General features: G+C 38.0%; 18 protein-coding genes. 13 read left to right on the forward strand and 5 right to left on the reverse strand.

Annotated features, from left to right (window positions below):
• Nucleotides 1–45: 45 nt before the first annotated feature.
• Entirely contained in the window at nucleotides 46–948 is a 903-nt protein-coding gene (locus F580_RS0112720) for a DMT family transporter (RefSeq protein ID WP_019028117.1), read from the reverse strand.
• Between the two features lie 571 nt (nucleotides 949–1,519).
• Between F580_RS0112720 and F580_RS0112730 the strand changes: the two genes are divergently transcribed.
• Nucleotides 1,520–2,116 carry a nitroreductase family protein gene (locus tag F580_RS0112730; RefSeq protein ID WP_019028119.1) on the forward strand — a complete coding sequence of 199 codons (597 nt, stop codon included), beginning with the start codon at nucleotides 1,520–1,522 and terminating at the stop codon, nucleotides 2,114–2,116.
• Nucleotides 2,117–2,247: 131 nt separating this feature from the next.
• Here the strand turns inward: F580_RS0112730 and asnS are convergent, their stop codons facing one another.
• The gene (gene asnS, locus F580_RS0112735) at nucleotides 2,248–3,648 is read right to left on the reverse strand and encodes an asparagine--tRNA ligase (RefSeq protein WP_019028120.1); all 1,401 of its coding nucleotides are present in this window, start codon (nucleotides 3,646–3,648) and stop codon (nucleotides 2,248–2,250) included.
• A gap of 213 nt (nucleotides 3,649–3,861) precedes the next feature.
• Here asnS and F580_RS0112740 point away from each other — a divergent pair, with 213 nt between their 5' ends.
• Complete coding sequence (locus tag F580_RS0112740; RefSeq protein ID WP_019028121.1) at nucleotides 3,862–4,281, forward strand: hypothetical protein; 420 nt, start codon at nucleotides 3,862–3,864, stop codon at nucleotides 4,279–4,281.
• Between the two features lie 307 nt (nucleotides 4,282–4,588).
• On the opposite strand, the gene bioA is transcribed toward F580_RS0112740, so the two are convergent.
• A complete protein-coding gene (gene bioA / locus F580_RS0112745; RefSeq protein ID WP_019028122.1) occupies nucleotides 4,589–5,929 on the reverse strand; it encodes an adenosylmethionine--8-amino-7-oxononanoate transaminase in 1,341 nt (446 codons plus the stop codon).
• Between the two features lie 72 nt (nucleotides 5,930–6,001).
• On the opposite strand from bioA, the gene bioB reads away from it, so the two are divergent.
• The 4 genes from bioB to bioD all read left to right on the forward strand — a co-directional run bounded on the left by bioB (nucleotide 6,002) and on the right by bioD (nucleotide 10,271).
• Nucleotides 6,002–7,132 (forward strand): biotin synthase BioB, encoded by a 1,131-nt coding sequence (gene bioB / locus F580_RS0112750; protein ID WP_019028123.1) that lies wholly within the window; start codon nucleotides 6,002–6,004, stop codon nucleotides 7,130–7,132.
• 108 nt (nucleotides 7,133–7,240) lie between these two features.
• On the forward strand, nucleotides 7,241–8,401 hold the full coding sequence (locus F580_RS0112755; protein WP_019028124.1) for an aminotransferase class I/II-fold pyridoxal phosphate-dependent enzyme: 1,161 nt from the start codon (nucleotides 7,241–7,243) through the stop codon (nucleotides 8,399–8,401).
• Nucleotides 8,401–9,198 (forward strand): malonyl-ACP O-methyltransferase BioC, encoded by a 798-nt coding sequence (gene bioC / locus F580_RS0112760; RefSeq protein WP_019028125.1) that lies wholly within the window; start codon nucleotides 8,401–8,403, stop codon nucleotides 9,196–9,198. The genes F580_RS0112755 and bioC overlap by 1 nt, the downstream gene beginning before the upstream one ends.
• Before the next feature lie 227 nt (nucleotides 9,199–9,425).
• Nucleotides 9,426–10,271, forward strand: coding sequence for a dethiobiotin synthase (bioD, locus tag F580_RS0112765; RefSeq protein WP_019028126.1), 846 nt, complete (start codon nucleotides 9,426–9,428; stop codon nucleotides 10,269–10,271).
• Between the two features lie 274 nt (nucleotides 10,272–10,545).
• Here bioD and F580_RS0112770 read toward each other — a convergent pair whose 3' ends face one another.
• Nucleotides 10,546–10,968, reverse strand: coding sequence for a type II toxin-antitoxin system HicB family antitoxin (locus F580_RS0112770; protein WP_019028127.1), 423 nt, complete (start codon nucleotides 10,966–10,968; stop codon nucleotides 10,546–10,548).
• 491 nt (nucleotides 10,969–11,459) lie between these two features.
• Between F580_RS0112770 and F580_RS0112775 the strand changes: the two genes are divergently transcribed.
• From F580_RS0112775 to F580_RS0112800, 6 genes are all read left to right on the forward strand, one after another.
• On the forward strand, nucleotides 11,460–12,602 hold the full coding sequence (locus tag F580_RS0112775; RefSeq protein ID WP_019028128.1) for a cell division protein FtsZ: 1,143 nt from the start codon (nucleotides 11,460–11,462) through the stop codon (nucleotides 12,600–12,602).
• 328 nt (nucleotides 12,603–12,930) lie between these two features.
• On the forward strand, nucleotides 12,931–13,665 hold the full coding sequence (locus tag F580_RS0112780) for an EAL domain-containing protein (protein ID WP_019028129.1): 735 nt from the start codon (nucleotides 12,931–12,933) through the stop codon (nucleotides 13,663–13,665).
• Nucleotides 13,666–13,776: 111 nt separating this feature from the next.
• Entirely contained in the window at nucleotides 13,777–14,301 is a 525-nt protein-coding gene (locus F580_RS0112785) for a peroxiredoxin family protein (protein ID WP_026301423.1), read from the forward strand.
• Nucleotides 14,301–14,552: a hypothetical protein gene (locus F580_RS26915; RefSeq protein ID WP_019028131.1), complete on the forward strand. Its 252-nt coding sequence runs from the start codon at nucleotides 14,301–14,303 to the stop codon at nucleotides 14,550–14,552. Before F580_RS0112785 ends, F580_RS26915 begins: the two co-directional genes overlap by 1 nt.
• Before the next feature lie 137 nt (nucleotides 14,553–14,689).
• The gene (locus tag F580_RS0112795) at nucleotides 14,690–14,905 is read left to right on the forward strand and encodes a hypothetical protein (RefSeq protein WP_019028132.1); all 216 of its coding nucleotides are present in this window, start codon (nucleotides 14,690–14,692) and stop codon (nucleotides 14,903–14,905) included.
• Between the two features lie 367 nt (nucleotides 14,906–15,272).
• Nucleotides 15,273–16,061 carry a LysR family transcriptional regulator gene (locus F580_RS0112800; protein ID WP_019028133.1) on the forward strand — a complete coding sequence of 263 codons (789 nt, stop codon included), beginning with the start codon at nucleotides 15,273–15,275 and terminating at the stop codon, nucleotides 16,059–16,061.
• Nucleotides 16,062–16,193: 132 nt separating this feature from the next.
• Here the strand turns inward: F580_RS0112800 and F580_RS0112805 are convergent, their stop codons facing one another.
• Nucleotides 16,194–16,529: a hypothetical protein gene (locus F580_RS0112805; RefSeq protein ID WP_019028134.1), complete on the reverse strand. Its 336-nt coding sequence runs from the start codon at nucleotides 16,527–16,529 to the stop codon at nucleotides 16,194–16,196.
• Nucleotides 16,530–17,049: 520 nt separating this feature from the next.
• Here F580_RS0112805 and F580_RS0112810 point away from each other — a divergent pair.
• Complete coding sequence (locus F580_RS0112810; RefSeq protein ID WP_019028135.1) at nucleotides 17,050–18,069, forward strand: 2-dehydropantoate 2-reductase; 1,020 nt, start codon at nucleotides 17,050–17,052, stop codon at nucleotides 18,067–18,069.
• The last annotated feature ends 190 nt before the right edge of the window (nucleotides 18,070–18,259 follow it).

Below are 18,259 nucleotides of genomic sequence, written 5' to 3' on the forward strand. Positions count from 1 at the left end.
AGCGTTTAAGTTGTTCAGCTTTTTTTTATTGATTGTTTATCACAACTACTCGTTGCTTTTGGTCTTTTTATTCTTGAACAGCGCTAATGAATCACCAAAGTGATAAATAGCCAAACCAAACAACACCATAAATGCGCCCGCAATCAGTTTATCATTGATCAGCTCGCCATTTAACAGTGCGCCTAAACTCAAGGCGATTACTGGGGTGACTAAGGTGATCAAGGTTACTGTGCTAGCTGATAGCTTTTGCAACACAGTAAAGTAAGCATAGAAACCAATCAATGAACCAAAGACACCTAGATAAAGTGTTGCCCAAATAGATCTGGCTTGCCACAGATCAATCGGTAGAGTGCCGTCCAACACTAACCAACTCACTAAAAACATCGGTGTGGCAAAGGTTAACGCACCTACCGTAGTGGCTAACGGGTGTATTGCTAATGTCACACTCTTTACCAATACGCCACTTAAACTAAAGAAAAACACCGCCAATAAAATATAGATGCCGCCATACATACTGTCATCAGTAAAACTGATCTTATCAGAGCAAACGACAGCCAAGCCGATAAGTGAAATCAACATAGAAAATTTACGTATGCCGCTGATATTTGGCTCGGCTAAAATGTGCTTGGCTAATAGCGCTGAAATTACTGGGGATAAGCCAAATACTAAGGAAATTATACCTGAGGTTAAATAGGGCGCAGCAAGGTATGTACATAACATACCGCCAAAAATACCAGATGCCGAGTAGCTGTATAATTTCAATGCCTGTTTGTGCCAAGGAATACTAATTTTTCGAATTTTAATCACAAGGGCTCCAAGCACTAAAGCGATAAGCATTCTTAGCAATACCGCTAAACTTGGATTAATGGACTCCGCACTCCATACGATACCTAATGGGGTGGTTGACCATATTAAAAGTACCGCCAAATAGGCAATTGACACTGACATTTTACTTTTCCTTCATTTGATTAATAACTCAAATATTGTTGAATAACTCACATGTTTATTAAGCTAAGGCAGACAGTTGCGGATTTTAAGAGTAGGGGGGATATAAACAAAAAAGCCGCAAGAGATGATTTCTGCGGCTTAAAGATGAATGAATAATTACTGATTAACTATTATTTTTTAAATGCTCCGCAGTGGGGGGCCAATTTAACAGGCGCTTTACTTGCCAAAGTCGATTGACCACAAGCAGGCTGAAAATAGCCAGAGCTTTTAGGTTTCGAATATTGGTCATGGTCAGTAAATTGTTTTGCATACTATTTCTTATAAAGAGTCTTATAGTGAATCTAATCGTTAGTACTATCGTTAATCGGGACAAGTTATCTTGTGCTGAATTTACCGTTAGTGTAATTACTTAACGATTGTGGCTTTAGCGCAAAACTAAGTCAACAAGAAATACGGTCAATTGCTATATTTAATTTATTTCGCTCATTATGGCCTTATTTAGTTAAGATAAGCGTGCACAACGATAAAATTATCGATAAACTTTAATGATACACCTTGTTAGAAGAATCTTATGAACGCCATTGAATTATTATTACAACGTCAATCTACGCCATTATTGACTGAGCCCGCGCCGAGCGAGGCAGATTTAACCACGTTACTTGCTGCAGGTATGCGAGTACCTGATCATGGTGGTTTAAAACCATGGCATTTTCATGTTATTACCGGTAATGGTTTGCAACGATTAAGTGAACTTTACGTTGAAGCGACTACCATAGAGATGGCTATTAACGCTGGCCTAATTGAAGGTACTAGCATTGATGAACACGCCTCAAATGAAAAAATGGCCAAAGTCGCTAAAATGCCATTTAGAGCACCGATGATTATTGTTATTTCTACTCACTATGTTGAACATAATAAGGTACCTGAGCAAGAGCAACTAATTGCAGCAGGTTGTGCTGCTCAAGCAATGCAAATGGCAGCATTTTCATTGGGCTATGGTGCTATGTGGCGTACTGGTAATTTAGCTTATAATGAAACGGTAAAGCAAGGCTTAGATATCACTGAGGGTAATGAAATCGCCGGATTTTTATATATAGGTACCCCGAAAAAAGAACTCAATGTAAAACCCGCAAAAGACAATCAAGACAAGGTTACCTATTGGCAGTAACTACTTGTTTGTAACTAGGTGTTAGTAATGATAGATTTAACTTATGATCAGACATAAAAAAAGCGACCTTAGGTCGCTTTTTTTGTATCTAACACACTTTTTTTAGTAACATTTACGTTTTAAATGAATCGTTAGAATGCAGCGTTATTAGGTGTTCTTGGGAATGGAATTACGTCACGAACGTTTTGCATACCTGTCGCATAAGCAACTAAACGCTCAAAACCTAAACCAAAACCTGCGTGAGGCACAGTACCATAACGACGTAAATCGCGATACCAACCGTAATCAGCAATATCTAAGCCCATCTCTTCTAAACGGCTATCTAATACGTCAAGACGTTCTTCACGTTGGCTACCACCAATGATTTCGCCAATGCCCGGTGCTAGGATATCCATTGCAGCAACCGTTTTGCCATCGTCATTTAAACGCATGTAGAAAGACTTAATATCTTTCGGGTAGTTTTGCAAAATTACCGGGCCGTTAAAATGTTCTTCAGCGAGGTAACGCTCATGTTCAGAGTTTAAATCTACGCCCCAAGCGACTGGGTTTTCAAATTTCTTACCGCAGTTTTCTAAAATAGTGATAGCGTCAGTGTAATCAAGACGAACAAAGTCAGTATTAATAACAGAATTTAAACGATCAAGAACTGTCTTATCGACACGCTGTTGAAAGAAGGCCATGTCATCGGCACGTTCGTCTAATACCGCTTTTAAGACATACTTAAGCATTTCTTCGGCTAAGTCAGCTGCATCAGACAAATTGGCAAAAGCAATTTCAGGCTCAATCATCCAAAACTCAGCTAAGTGACGGGTAGTGTTAGAGTTTTCTGCTCTAAACGTAGGTCCAAAAGTATAGACTTTTGATAACGCGTTACAATAAGTTTCTACGTTTAACTGCCCAGATACCGTTAGGAAGGTCTCTTTACCAAAGAAGTCTTGGTTGTAATCAACTTTGCCTTCATCGTTACGTGGTAAGTTTTCCATATCTAACGTACTTACACGGAACATCTCACCCGCACCTTCACAATCACTTCCGGTGATAAGTGGTGTACTGATCCAGAAGTAACCTTTGTTGTGCAAAAATCTATGGATAGCTTGAGCTAAACAGTTACGTACACGAGTTACCGCTCCGCCTATATTAGTACGGGGACGTAAATGTGCTTGTTCACGTAGAAACTCAATGCTGTGACGCTTAGCTGCCATTGGGTAAGTATCAGGGTCTTCAACAAAGCCTAATACTTCTACTTCAGTTGCTTGAATTTCGAATGCTTGTCCTTTACCAGGAGATTCAACCAAAATACCCGTTACTTTAACAGAGCAGCCAGTGGTCAATTTAAGAACTTCGCTGTCATAATTGTCGAGTTTATTAGGCACTATGGCTTGAATAGCATCAAAACATGAACCGTCATGTATTGCTAAAAATGAAATACCAGCTTTCGAATCACGACGTGTTCGAATCCAGCCGTGGACGGTAATGCTTTCATTAACAGGGAAGTTTCCTGCTAATACATCAGTAATTGCTATAACCGACATTTAATGACCTCTTATTCTTATGAAATTGATTGAAAATTGCATTAATAGCGAGTGATTAGTTTCTCATAATCCACATAAAGTGGCGGAGAATTTTAATCGCATTGCTATTATGCTAAAAATGGGGTGATATGTTACCGTGACAAGGTATAAATGCAATGCTTAATTGCACTGAATAATAACAAATAATGCTAGTTACTACGAAAAGTTGAATAAATGGATGAAAACAACACCATACACAAGCCAAAGAATGTAGAAAATGATCAACAAAGTAAAGGTGATCGAATAATGGACCGCAGAAAAACGACTGACTTTTGGAATTACACCCAGGTGATATTAGCGTTGTTAAGTTGGTTAGTATTTTTGGTTGCTTTAGTGATGTCGTATTATGCGGCGCCCGATAAAGATTATGGGGTTTTACGTTATTATGATATTGAAATTCGCCAATTCTGGCTGACTCCGTTAACCGGTTATCTCTATATATTGTTATGGCTCAGCTCACTGGGCAGCTATTTAGCGTTGATGATAGAAAAGTACCGTAGTCGCCGCCGTAGTGATAATTCAAATTTCACTTTGATTTTTTTACTCATCATTAACCTGACTTGGTTAGTTTATATATTAGTTAAGGCAGTGTAATGAGCATTAAAGCAAAATAGACAAGGGTGATAACGGCCACCTTCGATAATACTCGTCATCTTCTCTTACAGCCGTCATCTTCGAAGGGTTTTATCGACGATCCTTCAAATTGCACATTGATTACCGACCGGACACCTCAAGAATGATGACCTAAGGTTCTTGCGCGCCCGGTATCACTGAAGGTATTATTTGCTCAATACTAGGTTAGACAAAAACCAGTGAGTATTCTTAATTACTTATATTAGATGAATAGTTGCTTAAAGCGATACTATTCATCATTGTTGTACATTAAAGCTATGCATTAAAATTATTTAGAAAAACAGTTATCTTCATCTAATACCGTTGCTATCGCATTAACTAAAGCCACTAGTTGCTCGGTGGTAATGATAAGTGGTGGGATGATATATATTAATGTGCCAAAGGGTCTGATCCAAACCCCTAATTCAACAAAACGCTTTTGTATCTGAGCAACGTTAACGTTTTGTTTGCACTCGATTGCGCCAATACTGCCTAAAACACGGGCATCGACAACTCTTGAGTGGTTTTTCAAGGGGGTTAACAGTTTATTAAGGGTTGCTTCAATTCCTTGTACTTGTGCTTGCCAGTCATTTTCTAATAACAATTCAATACTAGCATTAGCAACAGCGCAGGCTAGGGCATTGCCCATAAAAGTAGGGCCATGCATAAAGCAACTTGCGACGCCCTCACTAATAGTTTCAGCAATATGCGTGGTACATAAGGTTGCAGCTAGGGTGATATAGCCCCCCGTAAGGGTTTTACCTAAACAGATAATATCTGGACTGATATCGGCCCATTCACAAGCAAATAGTTTCCCTGTTCTACCAAAACCTGTCGCTATTTCATCAACAATAAGTAAAACATCATACTCATTACACAATACCCGGCACGCTTTTAAGTATTCCGGGTGGTAAAAACGCATTCCACCGGTGCCTTGCACGATAGGCTCGATAATAAAGGCGGCAATTTCTGTATGATGATTAGCAAATAAAGCGCTGAGTTCAGTTACATCATCAGCAGACCATTGCTCACCAAATTTTATGGTAGGGGCTGGGGCAAAGTAATGCTGCATTAATACTTGCTCGAATATTTGATGCATGCCGGTAACGGGATCACAAACTGACATCGCGGCGAAAGTATCACCGTGATAACCATTCTTAACGGTGAGCAATTTAGTTTTTGTTAACCTAGTCTGCTTTTTTTCAGCAACAGCATGTTGATATTGCAGTGCCATTTTAATTGCTACTTCAACACTGACCGAGCCTGAGTCAGACAGAAACACCTTGTCTAATCCGTCGGGCGTTAAGGCAATTAGTTTTTCACATAAGTTAATCGCACTTTGATGTGTTAACCCGCCAAACATCACATGAGACATTTTACTGGCTTGCTCTTGAAGCGCGGCGTTTAGTTTAGGATGATTATAACCATGTAACACCGACCACCATGATGACATACCATCGATGAGTTGTTCGCCACTGGCTAAATTGATATGCACGCCTTGTGCACTCTCAACTAAATAGCTAGGTAATGGCTCAGACATAGACGTATATGGGTGCCAAACGTGCTCTTTATCAAAGCGCAGCAGTGAGTTTTGTTCAGATGGGGTGATGTTTGTTTGTTTTTTGTTCATTTGTTAACTAAAGGTCTTATTAATCGTTGACATCATGCATAGGGTGGCTAGACTACCCGTTAAGTTAACCAGATGCAATTGAGTTTAAATATGTCCGAAGCAGTATCCACATTAAAGGTAACACCACAAGCAGCACCACAATTACCACCTCAAACACAGTCGTTAAATTCTATTATTCGTCATAACTGGAATTTAAAAGAAGTGAATAAATTATTCGCTATGCCTTTTAGTGACTTAATGTTTAAAGCACAAACCGTGCATAGAGAAAACTTTAATCCGAATGAAGTACAAGTGAGTACCTTGTTATCGATTAAAACTGGTGCTTGTCCAGAAGATTGTAAATACTGTTCACAAAGTGCACGTAATAAAACTAACTTAGAAAAAGAGAGCTTATTAGCCGTTGAAAAAGTATTAGAAGCGGCACAACGGGCCAAAGATATGGGTTCAACACGTTTTTGTATGGGCGCTGCATGGCGTAATCCGAAAGAACGCGACATGCCTTACGTACTTGAGATGGTCAAAAGTGTTAAAGAATTAGGTATGGAAACCTGTATGACTTTAGGAATGTTATCTGTTGAGCAAGCAGACAGACTTAATGATGCCGGTTTAGATTACTACAACCATAACCTTGATACGTCTCCTGAACATTATAATCAAATTATTACCACCCGAACGTTTCAAGATAGACTTGATACTTTAAGTAATGTTCGCAGCGCCGGTATGAAAGTTTGTAGTGGTGGTATTGTTGGTTTAGGTGAAAAAGCGGTTGATCGCTCCTCACTATTAATACAACTAGCAAACCTAAGCCCACAACCAGAAAGTGTCCCAATTAACATGTTAGTGAAAGTTGAAGGTACCCCTTTAGCTGATATTGATGATTTAGATAGTTTTGATTTTATCCGTTGTATTGCGGTAGCGCGTATCATGATGCCAAAAAGTCACGTGAGATTATCTGCAGGGCGTACGGCGATGAATGAGCAAATGCAAGCGATGTGTTTCCTCGCCGGCGCTAACTCAATATTTTATGGTTGTAAGTTATTGACTGCAGAAAACCCTGAAACTAACCAAGATATTGCCTTATTCGAAAAACTTGGCATTAACACTGAAACGGTTTCTGGTGATACAGAACACGCTGACAACATAGTTAAAACAGCGATTATTGATCAACAACACAGTGATTTATTTTACAACGCATCAGCTTAATTTTATAGAAAGTTAACGAACAAAAGGTTGCAGCGCTAACGGGTAAATCTTTAGCGCTTGGCCGTCTGTTCATGGCTAAGATTTGAGCGGCTAGGTAATTATTCATTTATGACTTTTGATTTTATACGCCACGATGTTAATGAGCAGAAAGCTAAATCTCGATATCGTCAATTGGTTTGTAATAGTGTTGCAAGCCAAGGTAAACAAATCGTTATCAACGGCAAGTCGTACCTCAATTTCTCTTCTAATGATTATTTAGGCTTAAATAATCATTTTGAGATAAATAAAGCGATGCAAGAAGGGGTTGATAAATTTGGTGTTTGCGCCAGTAGCTCTAGCTTAGTTACCGGTTATCATTATGCACACCAAGCATTAGAAGATGATATTTGTCAGTGGTTAAATAAGCCGAAATGTCTGTTATTTTCTAGTGGTTTTGCCGCGAACTTAGCATTGTTTCAGGCGTTAGGTAAAAATGAACAAAGTCATTTTTATTTAGATAAACTCAGTCATGCCTCTATGATTGATGGTGCGTATCATAGTAAAGCCAAAGTTAAGCGCTTTAATCATAATAATATTGAACACCTCACTAAATTACTTAGCAACTCGGGGGAAAACGCGACATATTCTCCTAACAAACTGATTGCCTCGGAAGGGGTATTTAGTATGGATGGTTGCCAGGCTAAAGTTTCTGAGCTGGCGCAATTAGCGAAATCTGAACAGGCCTGGCTTTATTTGGATGATGCCCACAGCATTGGTGTTATTGGTGATGAAGGTCAGGGCAGTAATACCTTTGCCGACATCGATATTACCATGGCAACTTTGGGTAAAGCGATGGCCACCAGTGGTGCATTTTTAACCTGTAGTGAAGAGCTACATGAATATTTAGTCAATTTTTCTCGTCATTACATTTACTCGACCGCAATTTCTCCGGCGATAGCTTGGGCAACAAGAAAGAGCATTGAGCTGGTAAAACGGGAGCATTGGCGCCGAGAAAAAGTTACAGAATTAAGCGCTTTGTTTAGTGAGTTACTCGACCCTGAAGTCGAATTAGTTGCTACTACCTCTTCAATTCATGCCATAATAATTGGCGATGAGAAAAAGGCACTGTTGGTCAGTGACAAACTTAAAGAACAAGGTATTTGGCTAACCGCAATTAGACCACCAACCGTAGCTGTTAATAGCTCAAGGTTACGTGTTACTATCTGTGCACATCATAATACCAATGATATCAAATATTTGGCAGAAAGCATTAATAAGGCTATAGCTTAATGGCTCAAACAGAACAAGAAAATGCAAACCGCGTAAACATTGCTAAAAGTTTTGGCTCTGCGAGCAAATCTTACGATGTTTCAGCAAGATTACAGCGCTATTCAGGTAAACATTTAATGCCTTGGTTACCTAATCGTAATGATCTGACTGTGTTAGATTTAGGCTCAGGCACGGGATTTTTCACTGACTTATTAGCAAGCTCTTACCAGCAAGTTATAGGTTTAGATATTTCAACTGAGATGCTTAACTTTGCTAAAGAACACCGTAATAAGGATATTTTGTGGCTAGAAGCCGATGCACATAAAATACCGCTTAAAGATAACAGTATAGATTTCATTTATTCAAATTTAGTCATTCAATGGTTTGATCCCCTAGAGCAAGCCATTAGTGAAATGTTAAGAGTGTTAAAACCTGGTGGTTTACTTATTTTTACCACCTTAGTAGATGGCACCTTGCATGAACTGAAATCATCCTGGAAACAAGTTGATGATGATCAACATGTCATCGACTTTAAAACCGTTAGCGAATTAAATACCCTATTTGATAATGAGAACGGGAAATTGCTAGAGCAAAAGTGCCAAGATATCATTCTGGAATATCAGAACGTGATTCATTTAGCGCGGGAATTAAAAGGCTTAGGTGCAAATCACTTAGCACAGAAAAAAAACAGAGGCCTGTCCGGTAAGGATAAGTGGTTTAAAATGACCGAACATTATCAAGACTTTCTTGAGCCAAGTGGTATTTATCCGGCAACGTACCGTTTGTTTTCTGGTTTAGTGGTTAAGTTGAATAACTAACACCATATTTTATAACCGCCTTAGCCCTACTTAGACCTAGCTGTAACTTAACTTTAACTAATTTTTAAATGAGTTTATTTTAGTTCGACTTTAATTAAAATTTTTGTGAAAGTGAACGTCTAGGGGCTGATAATAATTATCGGTAGCAGAATAAGCGAAACTCAGTGCCAGTTAACAACCGCTAGGGTTTAACGAAACTCAATTCAAAATCCATGTAAGAAATATTTATGAAAGAATTTTTTATCACCGCAACAGATACAGATGCCGGTAAAACTTTTGTCAGTTGCGCATTAATTAAAGCGTTAACTCAAAACTTCACTAAAGGTTTCACTAAAGATATATGTGAAGGGTTAACGGAAGAGAAAGCTCCAGTACAAAAAGTTGCGGCGTTTAAACCTATTGCTGCCGGTTGTGAATTAGTAAATGGACAACTTATCAATGAAGATGCAAAATTACTAAGTGATTTTGCTAATTGTGGCCAAAGTATAACTGATATCAATCCCATTGCTTTTGCCGAGCCAATTGCTCCGCACATCGCGGCTAAAAAACAAAATAAACACATTACCCTTACTGAAGTTAGTGATCATTACCAACAAGTGAAATCACTTAATGCCGACTTTACTTTAGTTGAAGGTGCTGGAGGATGGCGCTTACCCCTGGGTCATACATCACTTTTACCTGCAGAAATGAAAGCTAGTTTTACCGGTAACAGCAAAGCTGTTAGCCAAAAACCAAGTTATCATTTTTTATCAGATTTTGTAAAACTCGCAGACCTAACGGTTATTTTAATTGTTAACATGAAGTTGGGTTGTTTGAATCACGCGTTATTAACGTATGAAGCCATTATAGCCGACGGCGTAAATTGCGTTGCTTGGATTGCAAATTCGGCATCAAGCGAGCAGATGAATAACTTAGCCGAAAATATTGCTGAGTTAGAGCAAATTTTACCTATAGCAAAGATTGCCCAGTTTGATTTTTTTGCAAGTATAGACGAAGAGGGTAAAGAAATTACTTTCGATGAAAAGATTAACTTAGCTGCACAGAAAATAGATTTAGCACCATTACTCGATTAACATTGTCACTGTTTTAAATAAACCAACAATTTAAATTCCTATCTCATTTAAAATTTAGCCGTTGGTTGGCTGTAAATTCAGTTTAAATAAAAAGTAAAACTTAAACTCATAGTTACGGCCAAGGTAAATTACTTTGCTTTAGCTCAGTAAGTAATTTAATAAAACAAAAAACTATTCTCTTTAGAAATACTTGTTTAACAAGCAAGGTGCAGTGTGAACTTATTCTGCAAAACCAAAACCAAAACCAAAACCAAAACCAAAACCAAAACCAAAACTATTTTTCTAATTCCGCAAAACATGCACTGGCAATAAAACCCGAACGTGTTTTGTAATCTGAAGACTGACTGACCTTATTATCAATTTGAGCAATCAATAATTCAGGTAGGGTGACATTTATTTTATGACTTTTACCAAGGTAGGGCGTTATATCAATATTTATTATTGCCCAAAATGCCTGACTAAAGGTATGTGGATTTTCCAACATATAACTTTTACGATGGCTGTCTAAACCCTTAGCATTGGGAACCTTTTCACCATACTCAGCCAAAATAGCGAGATGGGATTTTATCGATTTTGTTATATCGTCCATCCCTAAATCTATGGTTTTTGCTGCAATAGCACAGCCAGGAAGATCAGGCACCGACACCTTAAAATCCATTGTTTTATCATCTTGAGTAAATACCACAGCGTACTTCATTTTTAACTCCTAACATCACTAAAACGGGATTATAACAACTATAACTCCAATAACTCACCGTGGCAAATTTATGGTAACCCTGACAACCCTTGAATAAACACCATTACAACCCCAGTAACTCCTTATACCCTTGATAATTATAACTCCGACAACTCTAAAATCCTTTTGTATGTGACTGTTTACTATAACTGGAGGCTTTTGGATTGGCTGAACAGTATTTTGTAATTAACAAATCAAGGTAATTGTCAGTTAGTTAAGCCAAGTATTATTTTAAAATAACACCGTTATATAAAACCTATTTAACTATGTGGCTAGAGTTATATTTTGTTATGGATCATCAAGAATTTGATCTCTATAATGAAAGTCAAATACAGTTAATTTTGACAGAAATAAGAGCTAAAGTTGGCTAATCAACGTTTAGTTAAATCCCTTGCCTTCGATAGTCATAAGACAAGGTTAAGTGAGTTTTTGTTTATAGATTAGGGAATGATATGAAAGAACTTCTTAACGGCAATCCAGAATTATTAATCACCGTTGTCGGTATAGGCGGCTGCGGTTGTAATACCGTTAATATGCTCCATGAAAATAATTTATCTGGGCAAGTTAACCTTGTTGCGGTGAATACCGACCTTGCAGCACTAAATAGTATTAACGTCGAAAATAAAATTTTGATCGGTGAAAATTTAACAAAGGGCTATGGTGCTGGCTCTGATCCTGTGGTCGGCTATCAAGCCGCGCTTGAAAGTGAAGCCATGCTTCGAAGCGCGATAATAGACAGTGATATTGTTATTATTACCGCAGGATTTGGCGGTGGTACAGGTACAGGCGCAAGTCCTCTACTTGCTAAAATAGCCCGTGAGCTGAATATTAACTGTTTAGCCATTGTTACATTACCCTTTGAATCAGAAGGGCAATTGCGTATGGATTATGCCTTACAAGGCATTGCTGATATCAAAGAGCCAATTCACGCTTACATCACCCTATCAAATGATCTTCTACTGGCAGGTCTTGGTGAAAGTGTCGGTTTATTCTCTGCCTTTAATCAAAGTAATGAAGTACTGAAAAACCTATTGATTGCTTTAGTACAGATGTTGAATGAAACGGGTTATGTCAATGTCGACAAGAATGACTTCTCAACGATACTCTCTTTTGAAGGGGAGTCGATCTTAGGGGTTGGCAAAGCTAATTCAGAAGAGCAAGCTTTTGATGCCCTCGACCAAGCGTTGAATAATCCTCTGGTTTCTATCGCTAATATTGATAGCGCACAAGGTATTATTTTTCAGTTGTTTTGTAAATCAGAGCCAAAATTATCAACTTACAATGGTTTAATTGAACACATTCGAGCCAAAGTGAAAAATAAATCTGTGCTTATCGTACCTGGCGTGACCCTTGATAGTAATTTGTCTTGTGAAATTGAGATACTTATCATTGGCTCAGGAATCAGTAGTAAAAGTTCACCGCCAATTCATCAAAACGATGCAATTGAAGTAGCGGGGCAAGAATTATCCCGACAAAAATCAATGCCAACAGAGCCAGAATATATCGATGATGAGCTCAGCTTTATTAATCAAGGTGAAAGTTTGACCGATATACCGGCAATAACGCGCAAATTAATGGCAATCAATCGAGATTAACGAAACATTGCTTTACATGATAATGGTACTTATTTAACCTCAACTCTGGATAATGAATGTTAACTTTTTTAAGTACTTATTTATTATCAATCACATAGCATAAACACCTATACTATAAGTTTATTTATTCGTCTCAATATTGATAGTTTTGGTGAAAACAAGGCGGTATTACGTACCCAATAACTGGTTATTGGTAGGAATACCAACGCTGATATCGCCGTAAAATAGCTTTTTGAGTAACTTTGCTTATCCAGAGTTGAGGTTATTTACAGTTAGCGGTCCAGATATGTTGTAGGACGGCTGACTAAGAAATTATCAGCGGTAATGAATGAAAGATAAAAATTTACTCAGTGCAGAGACCTTAATTGATCTCATCGAAAATAAACGCTTTGGCGTTGAATACCAACCCATCATTAGTTGTAATAGCAACGAGACTTATGCTTATGAATCGCTGTCAAGATTTTATACAAAAGATAACCACCCCATAAAGCCAGACCTTGTTTATGAGTCACTGCATAATAGCCCATTGAGCTTGTTTCAAGTTGAATATCAACAGAAAAAACTGCAATTATCCTATGCGGTTAATGGCCATGATATTTTTGTAAATTTAGATCAAGACTCTTATTTTTCAAGCGGTATCATTGATCAAAGCAATCCTTTCTTAAAGTTGTTTAAAGAGTTTCACAAAGCTAAAGTAGTGGTTGAATTGATTGAAAATTCGGAGATTAATGATGCAATCATGAGTTTAGCTATGATCGACAACCTAGCTAAAAGCAATATTCCTACCGCTATAGACGATGTATGTAACCCACAATCTATGATATCCACGTCAGTCATTCAGCTAGTGGATTATATAAAGCTTGATAAGTTTGTGCTTAAAAATAAAAACAATCGTAATTTTATGTTGTTGGTTAACTCAATAATCGATTACGCGCACAATACCAATAAGAAAGTGATATTAGAAGGGGTAGAAACAGCTGAAGATTTACGTCTAGCTCAACAACTACATTGTGATTTTGTACAATGCTTTCATTATCGAGACTGCTTCAAGCACGTAAGTTAATGATGTGTCGGTAATTAAATAAAGTCATATCCGGTCATTAATTCTTATATAATCTCTTTTAATTACAGTACCTACCTGAGAGTTAACATGAACCTTAATATGAAAAAACACATGAAAAAATCTATTAGAACCCTTTGTAGCTTAGTTGTCTTGGTTAGCGCTTCAGCTTTTGCGAGTGACTTAAAAGTGGGTGATAACGCGCCAAACTTCAGCCTACAAGCCACCACCGGTGATTTTTACCAGTTAAGTGACTATCAAGGTAAGCAGGCTGTGGTTTTAGCTTGGTACCCAATGGCAAACACTCGAGGCTGTACTATTGAATGTAAGTCGTTAACAGAGCAAGGCCACCTTATTCGTGAGTATGATGTTAGCTATGTTATGGCCAGTGTTGACCCACTTGATGATAATCGTGCATTTGCCAAGAAAACAGGCGCCGATTTCCCCATGTTGAGCGATCCTACTAAGCAAGCGGCTAAAGCTTATCAAGTACTGAATATGTTTAATGTGGCTAGTCGTGTCACTTTCTATATATCAAAAGAAGGCAAGATACTGAAAATAGATGACGATGTTACCCCTAAAAGTGCCGCACAAGATATTGCTAATAATTTATCTGTATTAGGTATTGCGAAAAAATAATGGCAAAACCGAATAAAAAAGGGCCCAGTAAAACGGTCGATATATTTTGCAAGAGCTGTAATTTCTTGCTGTTTAAGTATCGAAAAGCAGGTAAGGGCGCTTTAATAAAGTGCTTTAAAGAGCGTATCAATCAAGACTTTACCGAAACGCCATGTACATGTCCTCAATGCAATAGGGTATTTGCTCGCGACTGCCTAATTCGTGGCACTCCCGCTTTTAAAATGATCGGTGGCAAAGTGTGGTGTAAATAACTTGTTAACTATATGTTTATAGATGTGTTTAATTAGTAACTAAAAACAATTAAACACATTTATACAACAACTTATAGCAGTTATAAGCTTATTGCTCGTTATCATACCCTCAAATAATTTATATTAGGATTTGACCATTGGATATCGAACAAGCAAGAGTTAAAGCGATCTGTAATCATATGACTACTATCAGCATTGATAACAAACCTTTTGTGCCATTAATTAAAGTAAAACGCAGTGAAGCATTGCTTGCCGGTCAAATTAGAGTGATGTTATCTAAAAGGCGTTCTAATCGTATCCATTACTTTATGCAAATGTATTCGAGTAAAATTACTTTGGTTAATGATGACTAGCTTCAGTAAAAAAAATCGCTAAGTGAATCAGGTAAAGCCCATCATTTGTATAAACGTTGGGCTTTTTTATCAGTGATATAGACTCACTATTCTCGTCTTTTTGTACCAGGTAAAGTCAATTTAAGCATACTAAAGCGCTATATTTGTATGTTCTGTGTTGAAGGATTCAAATTAAGCCCGATAGGCCTGCCATGATAGCAAGCCCTTTAAATATAACACTACCACGGGTTACGCGTTACCTGTGATAGTATTCTTATTTGATGGTAATAATAAATAATCAGTCTTATAACAACTAAATTCACAGTAACTACCTTCCTCGTATTATTTAAATAATATTGACGACAAACTATCTAAATTTTATTAAATAATGAAACAACTCGACCTTAATTCTTTAACTGTGTTTATAGTACTGTTTCAAGCGGGATCAACTAAAAAAGCCGCCTTAAAGCTTAATCGTTCACAATCTTATGTCTCTAAAGTGTTGTCAAAATTACGAGATGATCTTGGCGATCCGCTCTTTATACGCACAGCCACAGGATTTGTGCCAACCAGTTATGCAAGTAACATTGCTCCGAAGGTAAAAGAAGCCCTTGCTCTGATGCATACCGCCTTTGATCCCGAGGTTTTTAACCCTTTAGCTCTTGATAAAGTAATCATTCATCTAGCGGCACCATTTATTATTCCCATTGGTAAAAAATTGATCACTACTATCAGGCAGCAAACTCCTGCGGTTATTGAATTGCGACAATGGAATTTGCAAACTGAAGCTTTAATTATTGAAGAACAGGTTGATATAGGTGTGCACGCCCTTAAAGATCGGCCTCAAAGCCTATACCAAAAGAAGATAATGTCTGTAAGTGGACAATTCATTGGTAATAGACAAGGTGAATTTGTCAAAACTATATTCGATAATTACAATGAACATCGTGGTTTGTACTTGCAGATAGAGGCCGAACTTAAACCAGGTATCATCATCGATAATCAATATTTGTCGAGCCAATTAATGGATGAACACTTCACCTATGCTCTTGTCAATGAACAGGAGAAGAAGAATACACCGACGGATATAGCGATAATAAGCAAAGCAGCCCGAAGAAACTCACCTAAGATACAGTGGCTCATGGAGTTATGTACGCCTATAATTAGGTCACAATAGTAAAGTCACAATAGTAAAGTCAAAATAGTAAAGTCAAAATAACAGCCAAGTCAGCTAATATAGAGGCTGCATATTAAATTCAGCCAGTAAATCTCCCCCTTTGGTTATTACCTGCTAGACAGAGGTAAATCATCAACTACATAGATTTTTAGTCAATTTTTCAATGATTTCATCATTCTCACCATTGAGGTAAATATCTAGAGCACCACCTAAAAACACCACGAAACCAAAAAAACCGATACCTGTCGCGGAAGAAATAACCCCATAGATCATACCTGCAGAGCCTAGGGTTACCCTAGTATAAGCCAAGACATCATTGGTTCTTTCACCGCCGTAGTATAAACTTTTTTCTTGCATTGCTATTATTTTCGATGCTTCATTGTCACAGCTTTCGTTGGCTAATACATTGAAAGAGAGGACTGTTGTTAGTAAAACACTAGTTATTAATTTTTTAATTATTTTGTTCACAATGATTTTGCTAATTAGATGTCAGGTTATAATTCTTGTGAAGGCGAATTGAAAATTCTCCGTCAGCTCATTTAATAGCTATATCATGCCTAAACTGGAAACGTTTTATGGAATAACGTTTATTCCAAAAGCATTGAGCCAAGATAGCAACGACAGTATCTCGCTCAAATAGCGAGATTAGCTAATGATGTTATTGACCACTTTGTTCTCATGTCTCTATAACCGCAATAATGGCAATGCGGACTATTGGCTGTGATAAATTCATACCAAAATTAAGACCATATTATGGTAGAAATTAGCGTTGTAAGCTGCTTTTCACCAACTCTAATCTTCTAGTTGGTAAGTTACTAATTCAAAATGTTGGATGATTTTCGCTTTAAGGCGACTACGTCGGACTCGTATCCGGTTGTGATCGTTACTTACGGGTAGCGAATATCCAACGGCTCAATGTTATGCTAGCCAAACTAAAGAGCAGGGCAGAGTTAATAGCTTTCAATATTTAAATGGCAGGAAAATAATTATGATGCAAGGCCCGAAATTAAAAGTGGTCATAGCAGGCGCTGGCAGTATTGGTTGTTACGTGGGTGGCATGCTCGCCAAGGGCGGTGCGGATGTGCACTTTTTTGCACGTCGACGTATCCACGATGATATTAGCAAAAACGGATTACACTTGACTGACTGGACTGGGGGTAACTTCAGGGTAGATGTGTCGCAATTTAATAGCAGTTTAAGTGCTGATGTTTTTAACGGTGCTGACCTTATTCTGATTTGTGTTAAAAGCAAAGATACCCATCATATGACACACATCATTAAAGACAGTGGTAATGACAAGGCGGTCATCTTTAGTTTTCAAAACGGTGTGGGCAACAGCCAAAAGATTAAACAAATTCTAAATACACAAACTGTTCTGCCGGTGATGGTACCTTTTAATGTGGTCTATCAAAGTGGCGGGCATTTTCACTGTGGCACCGAAGGCAGCCTATATTGCCAGCAAGATCCAGCTGCGCTTGCTCTACAAAAACTGGCGAAAAATGCACAACTTAATTTCGAATTGAAAGACAACATGACCAGTATTTTGTGGGGAAAGCTATTGTTAAATCTCAACAATCCTATCAATGCTTTATCTGACTTACCTCTCAAACAACAGTTGGAAACCACCGGATTTCGTCGCATCTATAAAAAAAGTTTGCAAGAAGGTTTAGCTGTTTTGAAAGCGGCCAACATCACACCCGGCAAGGTGGCTGCTGTGCCGATATATTTAATTCCCTTTGTGCTGTCATTGCCTGATTTTATGTTTAAACGTGTCGCCCAAAAAATGCTGGCCATGGACCCCAAAGCCCGCTCTAGCATGTGGGAAGATTTACAAAATAATCGTCCTGTAGAGGTGGACTATATAAATGGCGAAATCGTAAAGTTGGGCAAAAAATTTAACATCAGCACAAGTTTAAATGAACGACTGATTGAATTAGTTAAAAAAGCACAAGACAAAGGTCATGGTAGTCCTCGTTTGTCGGCGACAAATATTATGCATGATAACTAAGGACCTTAAAGCATAATTTTTTAAGGACGAATACTTCCCGAAATCTAGACCACATAATGCTGTCTGGCAGGTTTGCAGCTAACTGACCGGCTAAACCATCACTCTGGCTATTGACGCCCGCACCAGCATCTTGCTGAATCACCAATGATTAATAACTTAAGTTCATTACCTTTGCCACAGCACCCTGAAC

Origin of the sequence: Colwellia piezophila ATCC BAA-637, assembly GCF_000378625.1 — a bacterium.
GTDB classification, from domain to species: Bacteria; Pseudomonadota; Gammaproteobacteria; order Enterobacterales; family Alteromonadaceae; genus Colwellia; species Colwellia piezophila.

Excerpts from the sequence above, each read along its gene's own strand:
- asnS (WP_019028120.1), bottom strand. The coding sequence starts at position 3,648 with ATGTCGGTTATAGCAATTACTGATGTATTAGCAGGAAACTTCCCTGTT.
- bioD (WP_019028126.1), top strand. The coding sequence starts at position 9,426 with ATGAAAGAATTTTTTATCACCGCAACAGATACAGATGCCGGTAAAACT.
- F580_RS0112785 (WP_026301423.1), top strand. The coding sequence starts at position 13,777 with ATGAAAAAATCTATTAGAACCCTTTGTAGCTTAGTTGTCTTGGTTAGC.
- F580_RS0112800 (WP_019028133.1), top strand. The coding sequence starts at position 15,273 with ATGAAACAACTCGACCTTAATTCTTTAACTGTGTTTATAGTACTGTTT.
- F580_RS0112720 (WP_019028117.1), bottom strand. The coding sequence starts at position 948 with ATGTCAGTGTCAATTGCCTATTTGGCGGTACTTTTAATATGGTCAACC.
- F580_RS0112810 (WP_019028135.1), top strand. The coding sequence starts at position 17,050 with ATGATGCAAGGCCCGAAATTAAAAGTGGTCATAGCAGGCGCTGGCAGT.
- F580_RS0112775 (WP_019028128.1), top strand. The coding sequence starts at position 11,460 with ATGAAAGAACTTCTTAACGGCAATCCAGAATTATTAATCACCGTTGTC.
- F580_RS0112780 (WP_019028129.1), top strand. The coding sequence starts at position 12,931 with ATGAAAGATAAAAATTTACTCAGTGCAGAGACCTTAATTGATCTCATC.
- F580_RS0112770 (WP_019028127.1), bottom strand. The coding sequence starts at position 10,968 with ATGAAGTACGCTGTGGTATTTACTCAAGATGATAAAACAATGGATTTT.
- F580_RS0112740 (WP_019028121.1), top strand. The coding sequence starts at position 3,862 with ATGGATGAAAACAACACCATACACAAGCCAAAGAATGTAGAAAATGAT.
- bioA (WP_019028122.1), bottom strand. The coding sequence starts at position 5,929 with ATGAACAAAAAACAAACAAACATCACCCCATCTGAACAAAACTCACTG.
- F580_RS26915 (WP_019028131.1), top strand. The coding sequence starts at position 14,301 with ATGGCAAAACCGAATAAAAAAGGGCCCAGTAAAACGGTCGATATATTT.
- bioB (WP_019028123.1), top strand. The coding sequence starts at position 6,002 with ATGCAATTGAGTTTAAATATGTCCGAAGCAGTATCCACATTAAAGGTA.
- bioC (WP_019028125.1), top strand. The coding sequence starts at position 8,401 with ATGGCTCAAACAGAACAAGAAAATGCAAACCGCGTAAACATTGCTAAA.
- F580_RS0112730 (WP_019028119.1), top strand. The coding sequence starts at position 1,520 with ATGAACGCCATTGAATTATTATTACAACGTCAATCTACGCCATTATTG.
- F580_RS0112755 (WP_019028124.1), top strand. The coding sequence starts at position 7,241 with ATGACTTTTGATTTTATACGCCACGATGTTAATGAGCAGAAAGCTAAA.